Origin of the sequence: Nonomuraea roseola (genome assembly GCF_039535395.1) — a bacterium.
Taxonomy (GTDB): domain Bacteria; phylum Actinomycetota; class Actinomycetes; order Streptosporangiales; family Streptosporangiaceae; genus Nonomuraea; species Nonomuraea roseola.
This window is the reverse complement of record NZ_BAAAXC010000015.1, coordinates 186,035-205,467: the sequence shown is the minus strand read 5'-3', so window position 1 is coordinate 205,467 and position 19,433 is coordinate 186,035. Positions and strand designations below refer to the sequence as shown.

Annotated in this window: 12 protein-coding genes; 2 read left to right on the top strand and 10 right to left on the bottom strand. The window is 69.8% G+C overall.

The annotated features are described in order from the left end of the window. Positions 1–95 precede the first annotated feature (95 nt). The 9 genes from ABFX55_RS23930 to pepN form a co-directional block, all read right to left on the bottom strand. Positions 96–2,924, bottom strand: a complete 2,829-nt coding sequence (locus ABFX55_RS23930) for a TIM-barrel domain-containing protein (RefSeq protein ID WP_346124453.1) — start codon at positions 2,922–2,924, stop codon at positions 96–98. Continuing rightward, the gene (locus tag ABFX55_RS23925) at positions 2,921–6,169 is read right to left on the bottom strand and encodes a TIM-barrel domain-containing protein (RefSeq protein WP_346124451.1); all 3,249 of its coding nucleotides are present in this window, start codon (positions 6,167–6,169) and stop codon (positions 2,921–2,923) included. The genes ABFX55_RS23930 and ABFX55_RS23925 overlap by 4 nt, the downstream gene beginning before the upstream one ends. 13 nt (positions 6,170–6,182) lie before the next feature. After that, complete coding sequence (locus ABFX55_RS23920; protein WP_346124449.1) at positions 6,183–8,354, bottom strand: glycoside hydrolase family 31 protein; 2,172 nt, start codon at positions 8,352–8,354, stop codon at positions 6,183–6,185. Beyond that, on the bottom strand, positions 8,351–9,463 hold the full coding sequence (locus ABFX55_RS23915) for a glycoside hydrolase family 15 protein (protein WP_346124448.1): 1,113 nt from the start codon (positions 9,461–9,463) through the stop codon (positions 8,351–8,353). The genes ABFX55_RS23920 and ABFX55_RS23915 overlap by 4 nt, the downstream gene beginning before the upstream one ends. Positions 9,464–9,517: 54 nt before the next feature. Further along, a complete protein-coding gene (locus ABFX55_RS23910; RefSeq protein WP_346124446.1) occupies positions 9,518–10,780 on the bottom strand; it encodes an ABC transporter substrate-binding protein in 1,263 nt (420 codons plus the stop codon). 12 nt (positions 10,781–10,792) lie between these two features. Continuing rightward, on the bottom strand, positions 10,793–11,599 hold the full coding sequence (locus tag ABFX55_RS23905; protein ID WP_346124444.1) for a carbohydrate ABC transporter permease: 807 nt from the start codon (positions 11,597–11,599) through the stop codon (positions 10,793–10,795). Continuing rightward, positions 11,592–12,521, bottom strand: a complete 930-nt coding sequence (locus ABFX55_RS23900; RefSeq protein WP_346124442.1) for a carbohydrate ABC transporter permease — start codon at positions 12,519–12,521, stop codon at positions 11,592–11,594. Before ABFX55_RS23900 ends, ABFX55_RS23905 begins: the two co-directional genes overlap by 8 nt. Then, entirely contained in the window at positions 12,518–13,774 is a 1,257-nt protein-coding gene (locus ABFX55_RS23895) for an ROK family protein (protein WP_346124441.1), read from the bottom strand. Before ABFX55_RS23895 ends, ABFX55_RS23900 begins: the two co-directional genes overlap by 4 nt. Positions 13,775–13,917: 143 nt before the next feature. After that, positions 13,918–16,479: an aminopeptidase N gene (gene pepN, locus ABFX55_RS23890; protein WP_346124439.1), complete on the bottom strand. Its 2,562-nt coding sequence runs from the start codon at positions 16,477–16,479 to the stop codon at positions 13,918–13,920. Positions 16,480–16,619: 140 nt separating this feature from the next. On the opposite strand from pepN, the gene ABFX55_RS23885 reads away from it, so the two are divergent. Continuing rightward, positions 16,620–17,240, top strand: coding sequence for a mycothiol-dependent nitroreductase Rv2466c family protein (locus tag ABFX55_RS23885; protein WP_346124437.1), 621 nt, complete (start codon positions 16,620–16,622; stop codon positions 17,238–17,240). A gap of 205 nt (positions 17,241–17,445) precedes the next feature. After that, positions 17,446–18,849, top strand: coding sequence for an aldehyde dehydrogenase family protein (locus ABFX55_RS23880; protein ID WP_346124435.1), 1,404 nt, complete (start codon positions 17,446–17,448; stop codon positions 18,847–18,849). A gap of 69 nt (positions 18,850–18,918) precedes the next feature. On the opposite strand, the gene def is transcribed toward ABFX55_RS23880, so the two are convergent. Next, on the bottom strand, positions 18,919–19,407 hold the full coding sequence (def, locus tag ABFX55_RS23875) for a peptide deformylase (RefSeq protein ID WP_346124434.1): 489 nt from the start codon (positions 19,405–19,407) through the stop codon (positions 18,919–18,921). Between the last annotated feature and the right edge of the window lie 26 nt (positions 19,408–19,433).

The window sequence follows — 19,433 nt, the reverse complement described above, 5'->3', positions numbered from 1 at the left end:
CCGCAGGTCTCGGCGGGCCGGGTAAACGGAGGAGCGGGTAAGTCCCGGAGGAGCCCCTCCCACCTGGACATATCCGGGCGGGAGGGGCGAATCACTCAGAAGGATCCGGTGGTGGTGCCGCCGTTGCCGGAAGCCGGCGTGGTGAGCGTGCTGTTGGATCCCGGCTGCCACGCGTCGGCCGTGTCGGGGAAGTTCGCCTCCTTCCGCTTGACGCACTTCCACTCGACCGTGGTGTTCGGCGGGAGCTTGCCGACCGTCCCCGTCCAGGTCGGGTAGGCGGTCGGCGACAGCTTCACCGCGCTGGCCACCGACCAGCCGCCCAGCTGGGGCACGCTGCCCACGGCGTAGACGGACTGACCCGCGGTGGTCGTCCCGTTCGCGCACGAGAAGGTCACCGACACCGGCGCCTGCCCGAGCGTGAAGGCGAACGTCTTGGCCGTGCCCACCCCGAGGGAGGCGGACTTGGCCACGATCAGGTTGCCGCCCGCGTTGTACCAGCCGCTGGCCGCCGCGTCGAAGGCCGCCTTGGTCGCGTGCTGGGTGAGCGGGGAGCCGTTCAGCGTCACGGCGGAGGCCTGCGTCTCCGCCACCAGCTCGACCACGTTGGCGCGGCCGGCAGGCGCGCCGGTGTAGGTGCCGCTGGAGGCCGCGACGGTGACCGTGGCCGTGGACCCGCTGAGCTGCTGGCTGAGCAGGGTGGTGCGGACGGCGCCGCCCTGGTACCCGGTGGAGGCGCCGTCGTCCTCGTAGAGGGTGAAGCTGGAGGCGGCGGGGGCGGCGTAGACCCTGGCCACCAGCTCGTTCCTGGTGGTCGCGTCGGTCCGCTTGCCCAGCACGTTCATGGTCTTGTCGTCCACGAACATCTTGGGGATGATCGCTCCCGCCCTGGCGAAGGCGGGCAGCCGGTAGGAGCCGTTCACCCACAGCGGCCTGTCGTTGAACCACTGTCCCGTGCTGGTGAGCTTCTCGTTGGTGGCGTAGTCGAACCAGGTGCCCGCGGGCAGGTACATGTTCCGCTTGCGCTCGCCCGCACCCGCCACCACGCCCACCAGCAGATCCCTGCCGACGAGCTTCTGGTGTCCCATCTCACGCACGTTCAGGTCGTTCTGGTAGTGGTACGCCAGCGGGGGCACCACGGGCTCGCCGAACCGGTGCGCCCTGTGCGCCAGCGAGTAGTAGTACGGCGTCAGCTCGTAGCGCTGCCGCAGGTTGGCCAGGTTGCTGGCGGTGTGGCCGATCTTGTCGGGCGAGGTCTGCGCGCAGTTGCACAGGTTCTCGGTGTGCGGCCTGATCGGCACCTCGAACCAGGCTCCGTCGGCGAACCACTGTGTGTAGAGCTCGTCCAGGTCGGAGTTGAGCATCTCGCGCCTGAAGCCGCCGATGTCGGAGCCGAAGTAGTCGATGCCGGACATCGACATGTGCATCTGGACGTTCTGCTGCTGGGCCAGCGCCGTCAGCTTGGAGCCGATGTCGGCCGACCACATCGCCACGCCGTGCCGCTGGATGCCGCCCGCGCCGGAGCGGGCCAGCATGAACGGGCGCTTGGTGCCGGAGGCGTAGCCGCGGGCGATGCTCTCGGCCCACTTGAGGTTGTAGACGTTGTGGTAGTCGGCGTGGGCGTGCTTGCCGGGCAGCACGCCCGCGGTCCAGTCGCCGGCGTCGTACATCTCGGGCTCGCCCAGGTCGAGCCAGTGGCCCATGACGCCCTGGTCGGACAGCGGCTTGCGCTTGGTGGCGTGCCAGTGGTCGGCGGCGGCGTCCTGCGTCCAGTCGATCATGCCGCCGCGGCCCCACCAGTCGTTGGTGGTCAGGTAGACGGGCGCGCACGTGGAGCAGCCGGCCCTGTTGAGATAGCCGCGGGAGGCCATGTCGGCGTGTTCGGGCCGGTTCTTGCCGATGTAGGACTCCTCGATCGTCATCAGCCCCACCCCCTCGCTGGAGGACAGGGAGGCGATCTTCGTCGAGGGGTTGGGGAAGGCGGCGGTGTCCCACGACAGCGACCCCATGCGGGTGTTGTCCGAGCCCGCCGTCACCCCGCCGAACCACGGCAGGTCGAGCACGAAGCCGTCGACGGGGAACTTCGCGGTGCGCAGCCCCGACAGCCGGTTGTCGATCTCGGCCCAGTTGTCGTAGCCGAACTCCGACACCCACATCCCGAACGCCTTCTTCGGCGGCACCGGCGGCCTGCCGGTCAGCTCCATGTAGTCCTTGCGAAGGTCGGGCAGGTCGGCGCCGGTCATCGTGTACCAGCGGACCTGGTCGCCCCAGGTGTCGACGGTCCACGGATCGCCCGTGAGGTTCCACTCCTGCTTGTAGACCTGGTCGAGGAAGAAGCCGTAGTTGAGGTTGGCGGCGCCGACGGCGAACAGGATCGGGATCTGCGCGTTGCCGACGGGGCCGTTGTCGGTGTCGTAGGCCATGGCGTTGCCGTACTGGCCTCCGGGGGTACGGCTGCGGCCCACCCAGTCGCCGTCGGCGCTGCCGCCCATGAAGAACTGCTCGCCGAGGCCGTAGGCGTTCTGGATCGAGCCCTTGGTGATCGTCAGGCCCTTCCACGCCTGCGAGAGGTTGCGGGGGCAGGCCTCGTACAGCAGTCGCGTGGGGTCGGAGACCTTCACACACAGCGTGCCGGCCGTGACCTCGACCTTCATCGAGGCCGTGGTCAGCGTGTTGCCCGACTGGTTGAAGCTGGTCGGGCCCGTGTAGTCCTTCTTGGCCACCTGCGGCGTGGTGAACAGCGCCGCGCCCGTGCCAGGGCTGGTGCCGTCGGCCAGCTCGAAGTGGACCAGGTCGTCGTCGAGGAACTCCGCGATGAGGTAGGTCGAGCCGCTGGTGAACTGCACCCGCTGCACGGCGGCCTGCGCGGGCAGCGCGACCAGCAGCGGGACGACCAGCGCGATGAGCATCACGAACGCACGTCTCATGGCCGTGCCACCACCAGGTTGTCGAGGTTGACGCCGCCGCTGGCGTAGATGATCTTGACCGTGTGCGCCCCCGCCGTCAGCGACGTGCCGAGGGAGGCGCTGCCCCAGGTGTCCCAGTTCGACGTCGAGGGCATCGGCAGGGTGCCCGCGGTGACGCCGTCCACCTGGATCGTGGCCGAGGCGGCGGTGGCCACGCCGTTGGCGTAGCGGAACTTCAGCTGGTGGCTGCCCGCCGCGTCCGCCTTGACCTGGAACGTCACGGCGTCGCCCGCGGCGGAGAAGCCGTCGACGAAGCCGGTGCCGGTGTAGCCGGGGTGGTCGGTGTTGGTCGAGGTTCCGGTCCCCGCCGCGAACTCGGCCTCGTAGGCGGCCTTGTCCACGCCGTTGAGCGTGACGGTCCTGCTGGCCGCCGCGCTCGCCAGCTTCACATGGGTGAGCTGCTGTACGGGGTCCCACCACCAGCCCTCGGCGGCGGCCTTCAGGTCGGCGAGCGTGGCCCGCGCCGTGGCCCCTGTCACCGAGGCGGGCTTGGTGGAGGCCACCTGCAGCGTCGCCGTCGTGGTCAGCGCGGGCACGGTCACCGTCACCTGGTGCGCGCCCCAGTTCTCCGCCGAGCTCACGGTACGGCTGGCGCCCGCCGAGTCCTCGAAGTAGGCGTAGGAGCTGTTGCCCGCCGGATAGATCCTGAAGGCGAGGTTGGTGTAGGCCGTGACGCTGTTGCCGATCTCGCCGCCGAGCTGGTAGTCGGCGTTGAGGTTGAGCGGGATGATCGCGCCGGGCTTGGCGTAGACGGGGATCGTGTCGAGCCCCGCGTTGTAGGTCTTCGTGCCGGGACCGGTGAAGCGCCCTCCGTTCCACAGGTCGTACCACTCGCCCGCGGGCAGGTAGACGTTCTTGGACGTGGCGCCCTGGGCGGTGATCGGCGCCACCAGCAGCTGCGATCCGAACAGGTACTGCTGGTCGAGCGCGGCCGCCGTCGCGTCACCGGGGAAGGCGAAGCTCATCGCCCTCATCATCGGCACGCCCGTCGTCGAGCTCGCCTTCGCCTCGGTGTAGAGGTAGGGGATCAGGTTCATCCTGACGTTGGCGAACTTCCTGAACGCGGGGAGCACCGAGGTGTTGCCGGTGCGTGCCTGCACGTTCCACGGCGTGCGCGCCTCGGAGGTGGAGGGGCTGGCCTTCTCCGAGTGGTACTGCATGATCGGCGAGAAGGTCGCCTGCGCGGCCGAGCGCAGGTACAGCTCGGCGCTGGGGAAGTCGCCGGTGAAGCCGGCCATGTCCCACGCCGTGAACGGCACGCCCGACTGGCCCGCCGACAGCTGCGCCCGCACCGCCTCCTGGAAGGCGGAGAAGCTGGAGTTCTGGTCGCCCGCCCAGAAGATGGAGGTCGTCTGGGCGCCGGACGTGCCCGCCCTGCTGAAGATCGTGTTCTGCGCGTTCTTGCCCTTGACGTAGGTGTTGTAGGCCTTGGTGTAGCTGTTGGGGTAGGCGTTGTGCATCTCGTCGCCCTTGCGGCCGTCGGCGAACTTCACGCTCCTGCCGAAGATCGCCTCGCTGCCGTCGGTCTTGAAGCCGTCGATGCCGACCTCGTCCATGAGGTAGTCGCGCTTGCTCATCCACCAGCTGGTGGCCGCCGTGCTGGTGAAGTCGGGGACCATGCTGTCGCCGAACCACTGGCCCGTCGGGATGCGGTAGGGCCCGTTGACGGCGTTCTTGGCGACGTAGCCCTGCGCCTCGGCGTACGCCTTGTCGTTGAGGTGCTGCTGGGGCGCGGTCGGCGGGTTGGAGTCGAAGTTCTCCTTCAGCACCGGGATCTGCCAGAGGATCATCTTGATCCCCTTGTTGTGCGCGTCGGTGACCATGGCCTTGGGGTTCTGCCATGCCGTGCCCGCGGGGAAGGTGAGGTTCGAGTACGCCAGCTTGCCGCTGCCCGGGGTGGGGGTGTAGGTGGCGCCGTGCCAGACGTAGAAGGTCGCCTCGTCGCTCCATTGCTCCAGCACCATGGCCGTGTGCGGGATCTTGTGCGTGGTGGCGTTGGCCAGCTCGGCGCTGACCTCCGCCTGGGTGTTCCACTCGTTGGCCGACATCCACACCCCGAAGGCCCACTTGGGCGGCAGCTGCGGCCTGCCCGTGACGGCGGTGTAGTCGTTGACGATCTTCGCGGGGGTGCCGGCGAAGAAGTGGTAGTCGAGCGTGGAGTTCAGCGCGCCGCCCGTGTCGACGGCGAACCCCGCCCTGTCGCCGGGGGTGAACAGGGCATAGCGGGTGCTCGGCAGGTAGATGCCGTAGCCGGCCGAGTTGGTGAAGAACGGCACCGACAGGTAGGTACGGCGGGTCGCGCCCTGGTCGCGGTACTGGTTGTAGACGTAGTTGTGCACCTGGGTGCCGCGCTGGTCGAGCCGGTCGTAGCGCTCGCCGTACCCCTCGAAGCGCTCGCCCGCCGGTGACAGGTAGTTGTCCTCGATCCTGGTGACCGTGGTGGAGCCGTCGCTGGCCCAGCGGATGTTGTTGGAGGCGTCCTGCCTGGTGATCAGCGTCGTGCCGTCGCCCTTGTAGACCGACAGCCTGTACGGCGACTTCTGGATCTTCAGCACGAGCGAGCTGGTGGAGATCGTCAGCGTGCTCGCCGAGTCCGTCACCGTGTAGCCGGAGACGCCCGAGATGTTCAGCCCCTGGCCGTTGGGGGCGATCTGGGTCCTGAAGCGGTCGAGCGCGGGGAAGGCGAAGCGGATCCTCGGCGTGAAGGAGCCCGCGCTGTCCCCGGTCGTGACGTCCACCGACGTGCCGTTGTTGGTGAAGGACGTCACGTTCGTGACCGTGCTCCACGAGGTGACCGTGAACGAGAACGGGCCCGTGCTCTTCTGCCCGCCACCGTTCACGTCCGCGTTGACGGTGTAGGTGATCTTGTCGCCCCTGGCGAAGGGGCCGAGGCCGATCCGCCAGTAGCTGTTGTTGCCGCTGTTGTGGTCCCATGCGGCGCCGACGGGGGTCTGGTTCACCCCGTTCTTCGTCCACGTGACCCAGACGGTCTGTCCCGGCTCGATCGGCCAGGTCGTGGCGTTGATCTGGACGTTCTCCCCGGCCATGGGGTCGCGGGGGGAGCGTTCGGTCGGCTCGGTCGAGTAGATGTCGTCGATGCCGGTCGGATGGTGGTGGACGCCGTCCAGCGCGTACGCGGGGGCGGCGATGAGCGAGGCCAGCAGGACGATCACCGAGACGATGACGCCCGACCGTAACCGGGTCACAGGGTTACTCCCTTCAGGGGGCGAAGACGGCGGAGAGTTCCTGCCAGTGCTGCGCCGTACAGAGCACCGGAGGCCTGTCGATGGGGGCGGGCAGCGTGAGCACCTGCCCGCCGTCCAGAGCCAGACCGGTCCAGACGTCGACCCACTCGCCCTCGGGCAGGTAGGCCTCCACCTTGTCGGCGTCCGGCTCGGTCACGGGGATGACAAGCAGGGCGTCGCCAAGCTTGTACTGCAACGGATAGGACCAGATGGCCTCGTCGCCAGGGTGGTCGAAGAACAGGCCGCGCATCAGCGGCGCGCCGCCCTCGATCGCCCGCCGTGCCTCCCTCGCCAGGTACGGCACGAGCCTCTCGCGCAGGTGGGCGAAGCGCCTGAAGACCGGGATCACCCGGGAGTCGCCGGTCTGCTCGGCGATGTTCCACGGGGTGCGGTCGCGCAGCGGCCTGCGGTGGTGGTTGAACTCCGAGTGGTACTGCATGATCGGCATGAACGCCGACGTCCCCGCCGCCCGCAGGTACAGCTCCGCGCTGGGCAGGTCGCCAGAGAACCCGGCCAGGTCCCATCCCCAGTAGACGATTCCGCAGGCCGAGGCGGTGATCCCGGCCCTGATCGAGGAGCGGAACGCCTCCCACGTGGAGTCCTCGTCACCTGCCCAGAACGCGCCGTGCGGCTGCGAGCCCGCGAACCCCGCCCTGCTGAAGGTCACGGGCGCCTTGCCCGCGCTTCTCAGCAGGTCGCCGAAGGCGCGGGCGTAGTGCACGGGGAACAGCCCGTTGCCGTCGTCGCCCCTGCGGCCGTCGCCATAGCGCAGGTCGTGGCCCCACGCGTGCTCGCCGCCGTCTGTCTTGAACCCGTCGACGCCGACCTCGTCGACCAGGTAGCGGCGCTTGGCCGTCCACCAGTCGCGCACGTCCTGCCGTGACAGATCGGGCATGAGCGCCAGCGGGAACCACCAGCCGCGGTTGCGGTACGGCCTGCCGTCGGCCTCCCTGACGCATCTGTCGAGGATCTGCCGGGCGTCCACCGCCGCCTGGTGCTTGGGGTGGGGCCGCATCTTCTGCAGCGGGATCTGCCACAGCAGCACCTTGATGTCGCGTTCGTGCAGCTCGTCGACCATGCCCTTGGGGTCGGGCCACGGGCCGTCCTCGGGGAAGCGGTAGTCGGCCAGGCGGTGCGGCTGCTCCGAGGGCTCGTACTCGGCGCCCCGGAAGGCGGTGAACGTCGTCTCGTCGCTCCAGGCCTCGATGACCAGGGCGCCCACCGGGATGTCGCTCTCGCGGTGCCTGTCCATCTCGGCCATCACGCGTTCCTGCGTGTTCCACTCGTTGCCGCTGGCCCACAGCCTGAACACCCACTCGGGCAGCTCGGTCGGGCGGCCCACGGTGCCGAGGAAGGCGTCGAGCACCCCTGCGGGCGAGCCCTCGTGGATCCTCAGCGTCAGCTCGTCCTCGACCTCGGCCTCCACGACCAGGCGCGGGCCGCTGAGGTCGTACCAGGTCCTGCGGGAGGTGTCCACGTGGAGGCCCCAGCTGCGCGGCCCGTCGACGACCAGGGCGAACGGCATCGGCAGGTAGGTGCGGCCGTGCGCGCCCTGCGACTTGTACTGCTCGAACACGACCGCGTCGAGCGCCCTGCCGCGCTGGTCGACGGCGTCGAAGCGCTCGCCGAAGCCGACCACGTGCGCGCCGGGCTCCAGCTCCAGCTCGAACCGCACCCTGCGGACGCCGTCGCCGTCGGCCAGCCAGCGGACGCTGCCCGGCACCACCCGGTCACCGCCCTCGACCACCAGCCGCCCGCCGTCCGGGCTCCACTGCGCCGCCGTCACCTCGAACCACCTGGTGGTACGGCCGCCTCCGCGGAAGCGGTAGGAGTAGCGGCGTCCCGCCTCGAGCGGAGGGGTCACGACCGACCACGAACCCGAGGCGGCCCTGGCCGCCTTCGCCTGCGCCGCGGCCAGATGGCCGCCGTCGACCTTCGTGTCCTCCTCCTCGGCCGCGGGACGGCTGAGCGGCAGCTCCATCACGGGAGCGCCGACCATGAGCCAGTCGCACACCACCGACGTGACGTTCGCCGAGGCCCGCACCCGCAGCTCGACGCTCTGGCCGTCCATGGGCAGCACGGGCACCCGCTGGTCCTCGGAGTCGGCGTAGGGATGGCCGGAGCCGTGGGGACGATGGCGGATCACGAGCGCACCTCCAGCGCGTCGGCGAGCATCAGGTACATCCCGTGCGACCACAGCAGCGGCGTCGCCACCGACCCCCACCGCTGCAGCCACTCCTCGAAGCGTCCCGGCGCGAGCAGCACGTCCGACACCTGCTCGGGCAGCTCGCCCGAGTCGGTGGCCTGCGCGCCCATCCAGTCGAGGTAGCGCAGCGCCTGCTCGCGCCGGCCCGCCGCCGCGTGGTTGAGCCCCATGAAGCCCGCCAGCAGCACCCAGCGGCCGCCGCCGTAGAAGGTGTCGGCGAGGTAGCGGTGGACACCGCCCTCGTGCGCGAGCTGCCGCTCGACCTCCGCCACCGTGGCCACGGCGACCGGGTGGTCGGCGGGGTAGAGGCCGAACGGGTACACGCACGACAGCAGGCTCGCGTCCACCTCGTCGCTGCCCAGCCACTTGCGCAGGTGACCGCCCTGCGCCACGCCCTCGGCCTCGACCAGCGCGGTGATGCCCTCGACCGCCTCGGCGGCGGCCTTGGCCTCCGCCTCGTCGAGCAGGCCGGTGCCGATCGCGGCCCGCAGGCCCGCGTGGATGGCGCCGAGCGTCGAGACGTGGCGCTGGTCGACGTGCTCCTCCCACCAGTCGTAGCAGGGCTGGTCCCAGAACCACGACAGGTACGTCGCGGCCACCCTCACCGCGCGCTCGGCGCCCCGGACCGCGGCGCCGTGCCGTGCCGTGTGCTCGGCCAGCGCCCACAGCCACGTGCCGTAGCCGTCGAGCTGGTGGTCCCACCACTCGTCCGTGCCGTCGCCGCCCTCCAGGGTGAACCTGGTGGGCAGCATCTCGGCGGGGGAGACGCTCTCGCCGTCCGCGGCCCTCCTGACCAGGGACTCAACCTGGCCCTCCCGTGCGCCGATCACCTCGGCGCACCACTCGTGGAAGGCGGTCACCCCTTCGATCTCGCCCGCGCGGCTCATCCCCTCGGCGATGAACGCGCCGTCGCGCAGCCACGCGTAGCCGCGGTAGGCGGAGAAGGTGGGACACGCCGGGTAGGCCCCCGAGGGCGACTGATGCGTGCTGATCACATCGACGCTGCGCGACACGAGCCGCGCCCGCGCCAGGTCGCTTCCTACGATCACTGGGTCAGATCTCCTGGTGAAGTGGGTGGTTCTTCGGTACGGCGGGAGCCAGGGTCAGCCGAGTAGCTCGTCGACCTTGGCCGCGGCCGCCTTGAGCGCCTCCTCGACGGAGACGCGACCGGCGGCCGCGTTGGAGAGCTCCTGGGTCACCGCGTCCTGCATCTCCTGCTGCCTCTTGATCACCGGGGGCAGCGCGATCGACTGCAGCGAGTCGAAGACGGCCTGCCTGTTGGCGGGCTTGGGGTCTTTCAGGTATCCGTCGAGCACCGCCTGGTCGGAGACGGGCGGCAGCTCCCACGACGACTGGATGCGCGTGGTGGCCGCGACGTTCGACGAGCTCAGGAACTTGGCCCAGGCGTAGGCCTCCTTGCCGTGCCTGGTCGTCTTGGAGGCGGCGACGGAGTTGTGGAAGACCGCGCTGGCCTTGGCGGTGTCACCCGGCTCGACGACCACGTCCCACTCGAAGGGCACGTCCTTGAGGCCGGAGAACTGCCAGATGCCGTTGTGCCACATCGCGAGCTTGCCCGACTTGAACAGGTTGGTGTCGTAGTCGGCCGTGCCGCCGATCTCCGCCTCCGTGGGCATGGTCTTGCCGACCTTGGAGACCAGCCAGGTGGCCGCCTTGATGCCTTCGGGGCTGTTGAAGGTGGCCTTCTTGCCGTCCGCCGAGAGGAACTCGCCGCCCGCCTGCTTGAGCGTCTTGTAGAACTCGAAGAACTGCACGGGCTGGAAGTCGCCGAACACCCCTGCCTTCTTGTCGGTCAGCTTCTCGGCCGCGGCCTGCTCGTCCTTCCAGGTCCACGACGCGGTCGGCTCGGCGACCCCCGCCTTCTTGAACAGCTCCTTGTTGTAGAAGAGCACGACGGTGGAGAAGGAGGCGGGCAGCGCGTACTGCTTGCCCTCGTGCCTGAAGGCCTCGAGCGACTCCTTGGCATAGCCGGCGGGCGCCGAGTCTCCCGCCACCGACCCCAGGTCGAGCAGGGAGCCCGCGCTGGCGTAGGTGACGAAGTTCTCGTAGTTGAGCTCGAAGGTGTCGGGCGCGGTGCCGCCGGCGATGCTGGTCTGCAGCTTGGTGAAGTACTGGTCGTACGGCGCGGTCTCGACGACCACGTCCACCTTCGGGTTCTCCTTCTCGAAGGCGGCCACGATCGTGTCGAGGTCCTTCACGTGGTCGGGAGCGGCGGAGAAGGTGAAGTAGCGCAGCGTCACCTTGCCGCCGTCGGCGGAGGTGTCCCTGGTCGCCGAGCCCTGGGAGCAGGCGGTGGCGAGGACGGCGGTGGCCAGGGCCGCGGCGGCGAGCCTTGTGCTCTTGGTCATGGGGGTGATCCTTTACTTGAGCCCGGACTGGGCGACTGAGGCGATGACGTGCTTCTGCGCGAAGAGATAGAGGATGAGGATGGGCACCACGCTGACCACCGAGCCGGCCATGACGACGTTCCACTCTGTGGTGAAGCGGCCGTGCAGTTCGGCCAGGCCGAGCGGGAGCGTCATGAACTCGGGCGACTTGATGATCACCAGCGGCCACAGGTAGCTGTTCCAGCTGGCCATGAAGCCGAAGATGGCGAAGGTCGCCAGAGCGGGCCTGATCAGAGGCACCACAATGAGCGCAAAAATCCTGAAATGTCCGGCGCCGTCCAGCACCGCCGCCTCGTCGAACTCCTTCGGGACCTGCGCGATCGCCTGCCGCAGGAGGAAGACCCCGAACGCCGAGGCGATGGTGGGGGCGAGCACCGCGAAGTAGGTGTCGATGAGGTTGAAGGTCCGCATCTCGATGAACAGCGGCACGATCAGCACCTGCAGCGGCACCATCAGCGTCGCCAGGTAGACGGCGAACAGCGCGCCCCTGCCGGGGAAGGGCAGCCTGGCGAAGGCGTAGGCGGCCATCGCGCTCGTGACGAGTTGCAGGATGGTCGAGGCCGCGCCGATCCACGCGCTGTTGAGCAGGATCCGCCAGAACGGCGTGACCTCGAGCAGCTTGCCGTACGCGCCGAGGTTGGCGCCCTCGGGGGTGAAGTCGGGAGGGCTGGCCAGCACGCTGCCGCCGGGGGTGATCGAGGTGATCACCGCCCACGCGAACGGGAACAGCATCACCAGCGCGCCGCCGACGACCAGCAGGTACTTCAGAGCCTTACCCATAGTTCACCCACCGGCGCTGGACACGGACCTGGATCAGCGTCACCAGGAGGACGACGGCGAACAGCAGCCACGACAGCGCCGAGGCGGCGCCCGCCCTGCCGTACTCGAAGGTGAGCCTGTAGACCTGCTCGACCACGACCTCGGTGGCCCCGCCAGGACCGCCGCCGGTCATGACGTGCACCTGGTCGAAGACCTGGAAGCCGTTGATCAGCGAGATGACGACCACGAAGAACGTCGAGGGCGACAGCAGGGGCAGCGTGATGCGCCGGAAGCGCTGCCACGCCGAGGCGCCGTCGACCCGAGCCGCCTCGTGGTACTCGTTCGGGATCGCCTGCAGCCCCGCCAGCAGGATGATCATGACGAAGCCGAGGTCCTTCCACGCCGAGGCGAGGATGATCGACGGCATCGCCCACGTCGGGTCGGTCCACCAGCCGGGGCCCTCGACACCGAGCAGTCCGAGCGCCCAGTTCACGATGCCGCTGGCCGGGTTGAGCAGCCACTTCCACATCAGCGCCACCACGACCCAGCTGGTGATCACCGGCAGGAAGTAGATCGCGCGGAAGAGGTTGCGCCCTCCCATCGCCCTGTTCAGCAGCATCGCCAGGCCGAGGCCTCCGGCGTAGACCAGCGGCAGGTAGCCGGCGATGAAGGCGAGCGTGTGCAGGAAGGCGGCCCGCGTCTTCGGGTCGGCGAGCACCTCGCCGTAGTTGTCGAGCCCGACCCATCGCATCGGCTCGATCAGGTTCCACTCGTGCAGGCTGACCCACAGCGAGCCCGCCATCGGGACCAGCGTGAACAGCACCAGCGGGATCAGGCTCGGCAGCAGGAAGACCGCGACCGTGCCCGCGTAGCGCAGTTTGCGGCGCGGTGGCCTGGGCGCGGAGGTGGGCGTGGTCCTGGGCGGGGCGGCGGTGAGCGTCACGGCGTCGCCCCGATCAGCCTGGCGCGCACGAGCCTGCCCTGCTCGCCCGCCGCGCCGGCCGCGTCGAACGGCGTGGCCAGCACCAGCGCGGCGGCGCCCTGCGCCCAGTTCGTCTCGTCCCAGCTCTCCACCTCGATGGAGATGTCACGCCGTCCCGGCATGAGCTGGGCGCGCACCGCCCTGTCGAAGCCGACCTGCCAGAACGGCCAGTTCGCGACGCCCTCGCCGAGGATCACCACCACCTCGGGGTCGACCACGTTGATCAGCCCCGCGGTGGAGCGGCCGAGGATCCTGCCCGCCTCGTCGAAGAGGTCCTGGGCGGCCCTGTCGCCCGCGGCCGCCGCCCTGCCGAGCTCGTCCACGGCCGCGCGGGCTCCTGGGTCGCCGGTCGCGGCCCCCGTGTCGGGATCCTCCGCCGAGGCGGAAGCCTCGCCGAGCAGGCCCTTGGACCTGGCGGCCGTCACCAGGCCCGCCGACCCCACGAACGCCTCCAGACAGCCGGCCGTCCCGCAGCCGCACATCGGGCCCGAGGGGTCGACGGGCACGTGGCCGAACTCGCCGGCGCCGCCCCTCGCCCCCCTGTACACGCGCCCGTCCATCACGATGGCGGCGCCGACGCCCCGCCCGATCGTCAGGACCAGGAAGTCGCGGTGCGTGCGGCCCCTGCCGTACAGGCGCTCGGCCGCGGCCAGGGCGTTGACGTCGTTCTCCACCAGCACGGGCAGGCTGAGGCTGCGGCGCAGCCGCTCGCCGACCGGCATGGCCTGCCAGCCGAGCGTGGGCGCGTTGACCGTGCCCACGGCCTGGTCGTCCACGCTGCCAGGCACGCCCACGCCGACGCCGAGGAGCGGGGGAGCCGCCTCGACCTGGGCGACCACATCGGCCACCGCCCTGACGAGGTCGTCGAGCGCGTGCGGAGAGGAAGGGTCGAAGGGCCGCTCCCACGAGCCGAGCACCTCGCCGTCCAGGCGCACGTCCACGATCACCAGGTGGTCGGCCGTCACCTTCACCCCGAGAGCGCGCCCCGCGCTGCCCACCAGCCCGAGGCGCTGAGCGGGACGGCCGCCGCGCGAGGGCTTCAGATCGAGCTCCTCCAGCATGCCGTGGCCCATCAGCTCGCGGGTCACCTGCGTGACGGAGGCGGGGCTGAGGTCGAGCTCTCTGGCGATTTCGGTACGGCTGAGCGGACCGACCGTCCCGAGGAGAGCGAGTATCGCCGTCCTGGTCAGGTCGCCGCGATCACTGCCTGCCATACAGGGACCGGACTTTCTTCAGAAATAAAGTTAGTGGTGAAAATATGGGACCCCGTATGTCTCGGTGTCAAGAGTTCGAAACCGTCCTGAAACCAAACAAGGCCCCCACCCGGAACCGGGTGGGGGCCTCGCCGCGAACTAGATCAGGAAGCGTCCTTGGCGCGGGCGCGCAGCGCGCGGCTCACGCCGTCGGCGCCCTCCAGGATCATCCTGCGCAGCGCCTGCGGGGCGCCGGAGGCCGCGAGGTACTCCTCGGCCGCCCCCACCGTCTCCTGCTCGATGAGCAGCGCGGGGAAGCAGCCCACCGCGAAGCTCTGCGCCATGTCGAACGTCCACTCCTCGTAGACGCGCCCGACCTCGGAGAAGTACTTCTCCTTGTACGGCCTGAGCAGATCGGCGTGGTGCGGGTCCTGGAACCCGGCGATCGTCGTGCGGAAGACGGCGTTGGCCAGCTTGCCGCCGGTGATCGCCGCCCACGCCTCAGCCTTGGCCTCGGCGGTGGGGATGGCGGCCCTGCACAGCGCGGCCGAACGCTCGCCCGAGGCGGTCGCGTCGCGCTTGAGCTCGGCGTCGATGTCGGCGGCGCCGAGCACCCCGCCGGAGACCAGCGCGTGGGTCAGCGTCCAGCGCAGGTCGGCGTCGACGGCCAGCCCCTCCGGCGCCGAGGTGCCGTCGAGGATGCCCTTGACGAAGGCGAGGTCCTCGGAGGAGGTGGCCACCGCGCAGAAGGCGTTGACGTAGGCGAGCTGGTGGTCAGAGCCCGCCTCGGCGGCGCCGATCCACGACTTGAGCGCGGCGGCCAGCTGGGCCAGGCCCTCGGCCCGCCATGCGGGGTCCGCGTACTGCTGCACGGCCTGGCGCGCCTGGCGCAGCACGGTCTGCACGACCGTGATGTCCTTGACGGTCTCGATGCCGGAGATGACCAGCTGCACGTAGTCGCGGGTGGCCATCTCGGCGTCGCGGGTCATGTCCCACGCCGCCGACCAGGACAGGGCGCGCGGCAGCGACTCGGTGAACTGCGAGATGCCGCCGCCCACCAGCGTGGCGAGCGAGCGCTCGTCCAGGCGGACCTTCGCGTAGGTCAGGTCGTCGTCGTTGATCAGCACGAGGTCGGGCTGGGTCTCGCCGACCAGCTCGGCCACGGCCGTACGGGCGCCCACCACGTCGAGCTCGACCCGCTTGGTCCTGGTCAGCGCGCCGTCGGCCAGGGAGTACAGGCCGATGGCGACGCGGTGCGAACGCAGCGTCGGGTACTCGGCGGGAGCCTCCTGCAGCACCTCGAAGCTCTCGAAGCGGCCCTCGGCGTCGACGGTGAAGGACGGGCGCAGCGTGTTGACCCACGAGGTCTCCAGCCACTCCTTCGACCAGGACGACAGGTCGCGGCCGCTGGTGCGCTCCAGCGCGGTGAGCAGGTCCTTGAGCTCGGTGTTGCCCCAGGCGTGCTCGTTGAAGTAGTCGCGCACGCCCGCCAGGAAGTTGTCCAGGCCGACGTAGGCCACCAGCTGCTTGAGCACCGAGGCGCCCTTGGCGTAGGTGATGCCGTCGAAGTTGACCTCGACCGCCTGCATGTCGGGGATGTCGGCGGCGATCGGGTGGGTCGAGGGCAGCTGGTCCTGGCGGTAGGCCCACGCCTTCTCCACGTTCGCGAACGTGGTCCACGCGCCCTTGCCCCAGCGGGTGGCCTCAGCCTGGCACAGCACGGAGGCGTAGGTGGCGAACGACTCGTTCAGCCACAGGTCGTCCCACCAGCGCATGGTGACCAGGTCGCCGAACCACATGTGCGCCATCTCGTGCAGGATGGTCTCGGCGCGGCGCTCGACCATGGCGTCGGTGACCCTGGAGCGGAAGACGTAGTCCTCCAGGAAGGTCACGCAGCCCGCGTTCTCCATCGCGCCCGCGTTGAACTCCGGCACGAACAGCTGGTCGTACTTGCCGAACGGGTAGCGGACCCCGAACACCTTGTGGAAGAAGTCGAAGCCCTGGCGGGTGAGCTCGAAGATGTTGTCGGCGTCGAGGTGCTCGGCCAGCGAGGCGCGGCAGTAGATGCCCAGCGGGATGCCGTCGTGCTCGGAGGTCACCTTGTGGTAGCCGCCGGCCACCAGCGCGGTGATGTAGGTCGAGATGGGCGCGGTGGGCGCGAAGTGGTGGCGTCTGGCCGCCTGCATCACGCCGTGGCGGCCCTGGTGGCCCGCCAGCTCCTCCACCGCGTCGGCGGCGGCGTTGGAGACGACCTCCCAGTCGGCCGGCGCGATCACGGTCAGCTCGAAGGTCGCCTTCAGGTCGGGCTGGTCGAAACAGGCGTACATGCGGTGGGCGTCGGCCGTCTCGAACTGCGTGTGCAGGTAGACCTTCTGGTCCTCGGGATCGACGAACCTGTGCAGGCCCTCGCCGGTGCGCATGTAGGCGCAGTCGGCGTCGACGACCAGTTCGTTCTCCGCCGCCAGCCCCGGCAGCGGGAACCTGCCCTTGTCCTCGTCATAGGCGGCCACGTCGAGCGCGACCCCGTTCAGCTCCACCGAGCGCACGTGCGCGCCGTGCAGGTCGACGAACGTCGTCGCGCCGGGCTCCGCGGCGGAGAAGCGAACGGTCGTGACACTCTCGAACCGCTCCTCACCCTCCGTCAGGTCGAGCTTGACGTCGTACGACTCGACCTTCAACAGCCGGGCCCGCTCGCGAGCTTCGTCACGGGTCAGGTTGCCTGCCAAGATCCGCTCCTCTTCACCACATCATTGGGGTTTTGTCTGAATCCTGCCATGCCAGGAATAGTCCTGACTGTCACTCAGGTTATGGCCGAGGGCCCAGGTTATTGCCCGGGCAGGTCATCACGAACGAGGGAACCGCACCCATGGCCGAACGAACCCCCGTAGATCTCTGGTTCGACCCCTTCTGTCCCTTCGCCTGGATCACCTCGCGCTGGTTGGTGGAGGTCGAGCAGGTGCGCCAGATCGAACCCCGCTGGCACATCATGAGCTTGACCGTCCTCAACGAGGACAAGGAGATCTCCGACTCCTACCGCGAGATGCTGGCCGCCGCGATCGGCCCCGTGCGGGTCGTCGCCGCAGCGGCCGACAAGTACGGCGAGCACGTCGTCGGCCCGCTCTACACCGAGCTCGGCACCCGCTTCCACAACGAGGGCAGGCCCAAGGAGGGCCCCACGCTCAGGGACACGATCGGCGACGCCCTGGTGGCCGCGGGCCTCGACAGGGAGCTGGCCGACGCCATGGACTCCACCGACTACGACGAGGCCGTCAGGGAGTCGCACACGCGCGGCATCGACCTGGTCGGCCAGGAGGTCGGCACCCCGGTGATCCAGGTCGAGGGCGTCGCCTTCTTCGGCCCGGTCCTGACCAGGATCCCCAGGGGAGAGGACGCGGGCCGCCTCTGGGACGGCGTGCGCACCGTGGCGGCCTTCGACGACTTCTTCGAGCTCAAGCGCTCGCGCACCCGCCGCCCCGTCTTCGACTGACCCCCTGCGCATGGCGATCGCCCTGGACTCCCCGGGGCGATCGGCCCCACGGCCCCCTTGGCCGCGATCTCGGACATCTCCCCCTAACCGCGGCGCTTCGCCGTACCCTCTTGGGAGGCGGCAGAGGGGCGGGTGGTGGCGCAGACACCCCGCGTGACGCGCCGACCACTCGCTTTGTGACCTTCGACGCGCAAGGATGGGGACCATGCGTCATCTCTATATCAACGGGGCGTGGACCGCCTCGGTCTCGGGCGAGGGCATCGACGTGGTCAACCCGGCCACCGAGGAGACGATCGACCGAGTTCCGGCCGGAGCCCCCGATGACGCAGAGGCGGCGGTGCTGTTCGCCCGCGCCGCCTTCCCCGCGTGGGCAGCCACGGCTCCCGCCGAGCGGAGCAAGCTGCTCGCCGCCGCCGCCGACCTGCTGAAGGAGCGGGCCGAGAGCGTCGCCAGGACGATCGCGACCGACATGGGCGCGCCGTACGGCTTCGCGCTCAAGGTGCAGACGCTCATGCCCGCAGGGGTGCTCGCCTTCTACGCGCAGCTGGCCGAGTCCTACCCGCGCGAGGCCAGGGTCGGCAACTCCGTCGTGGTGAAGGAGCCCGCGGGGGTGGTCGCCGCGATCACGCCGTGGAACTACCCGCTGCACCAGATCATCTGCAAGGTCGCTCCCGCGCTCGCCGCGGGGTGCACGGTCGTGCTCAAGCCCAGCGAGGTCGCGCCGCTGGCCGCCTACGAACTGGCCGAGATCTTCCACGAGGTGGGCCTGCCGCGAGGCGTGTTCAACCTGATCAGCGGGGCAGGGCCGGTGGTCGGCGAGGCGCTCGCCGCCCACCCCGAGGTCGACATGGTCTCCTTCACCGGCTCGACCAGGGCGGGCAGGCGCGTGGCCGCCCTGGCCGCCGAGAGCGTCAAGCGCGTCGCGCTCGAGCTGGGCGGCAAGTCGGCCAACCTCATCCTGCCCGACGCCGACCTCGCGAGCGCGGTGAAGGCGGGCGTCGCCAACGCCTTCGTCAACTCGGGCCAGACCTGCTCGGCCTGGTCGCGGATGATCGTCCACCGCGACCAGTACGACAAGGCGGTCGGCATGGCGGTCGAGGCGGCCCGCAAGTACACCATCGGCGACCCCTTCGACGAGGCGACCAGGCTGGGCCCGCTCGTCTCGGCCGCGCAGCGCGACAGGGTGGTCCGCTACATCAACACCGGGCAGGAGGAGGGGGCGCGCCTCATCATCGGCGGCACCGAGCCTTCGACCGAGCGCGGCTACTTCATCGAGCCCACGATCTTCGCGGGCGTGGAGCCCGGCATGACGATCGAGCAGGAGGAGATCTTCGGGCCGGTCCTGTCGATCATCCCCTACACCAGCGAGGAGCAGGCGGTGCAGATCGCCGACGGCACCCGCTACGGGCTGGCGGGCGCCGTGTGGGCCGGCACACAGGAGCGGGCGGTCGCGGTGGCGAGACGGCTGCGCACGGGGCAGGTCTCGATCAACGGAGGCCAGTTCAACCCGCAGGCGCCCTTCGGCGGCTACAAGCACTCGGGCATCGGCAGGGAGCTGGGCGAGCACGGTCTCGAGGAGTACTTCGAGATCAAGTCCCTCCAGCTCTGAGCGCCGAAGGATCATCCCGCGGCACCCACCACTCCCCGGCCGCTGGGAGCGGCGACCCCGGCGAGCGGTCTACGGGGTGCGCTGGAGAATCTTCCTGGCCTCGCTCTTCGGCAGGCGGTCGACGTAGAGCGTGCCTTCGAGGTGGTCGCTCTCGTGCTGGAAGCATCGTGCCAGCAGGCCCCTGGCCCTCAGCCGCACCTTCCTGCCGAGCCTGTCCACGCCCTCGATGCGCACGCCCGCCGCCCTGGGGGTGGGCGCGTAGAGCGGCCTGCCCGTGTCGCGTCCCGGGACCGAGAGGCAGCCCTCCTCGTCGAGCACCACCTCGGGATCGTCGACGGTGAGCACCGGGTTGATCAGGTGCCCCTTGCGCCCGCTGCAGTCGTAGACGAACAGCCTGCGTGACACGCCGATCTGCGGCCCGGCCAGCCCCACGCCGTCGGCCGCGTACATCGCCTCGAACATCTCGTCGATCAGCTTGCGCAGCTCGCGGTCGAAGTCGACGACAGGCTCGGCGGGGGTGCGCAGCACTGGGTCGCCGATGTACCGGATCTCGCGCATGGGGCCGTCTTCTCCTGTAAGGACTG

Coding starts and splice junctions, on each gene's coding strand:
- ABFX55_RS23930 (WP_346124453.1), bottom strand. CDS start 2,924: ATGAGACGTGCGTTCGTGATGCTCATCGCGCTGGTCGTCCCGCTGCTG.
- ABFX55_RS23910 (WP_346124446.1), bottom strand. CDS start 10,780: ATGACCAAGAGCACAAGGCTCGCCGCCGCGGCCCTGGCCACCGCCGTC.
- ABFX55_RS23905 (WP_346124444.1), bottom strand. CDS start 11,599: ATGGGTAAGGCTCTGAAGTACCTGCTGGTCGTCGGCGGCGCGCTGGTG.
- ABFX55_RS23895 (WP_346124441.1), bottom strand. CDS start 13,774: ATGGCAGGCAGTGATCGCGGCGACCTGACCAGGACGGCGATACTCGCT.
- ABFX55_RS23885 (WP_346124437.1), top strand. CDS start 16,620: ATGGCCGAACGAACCCCCGTAGATCTCTGGTTCGACCCCTTCTGTCCC.
- ABFX55_RS23880 (WP_346124435.1), top strand. CDS start 17,446: ATGCGTCATCTCTATATCAACGGGGCGTGGACCGCCTCGGTCTCGGGC.
- def (WP_346124434.1), bottom strand. CDS start 19,407: ATGCGCGAGATCCGGTACATCGGCGACCCAGTGCTGCGCACCCCCGCC.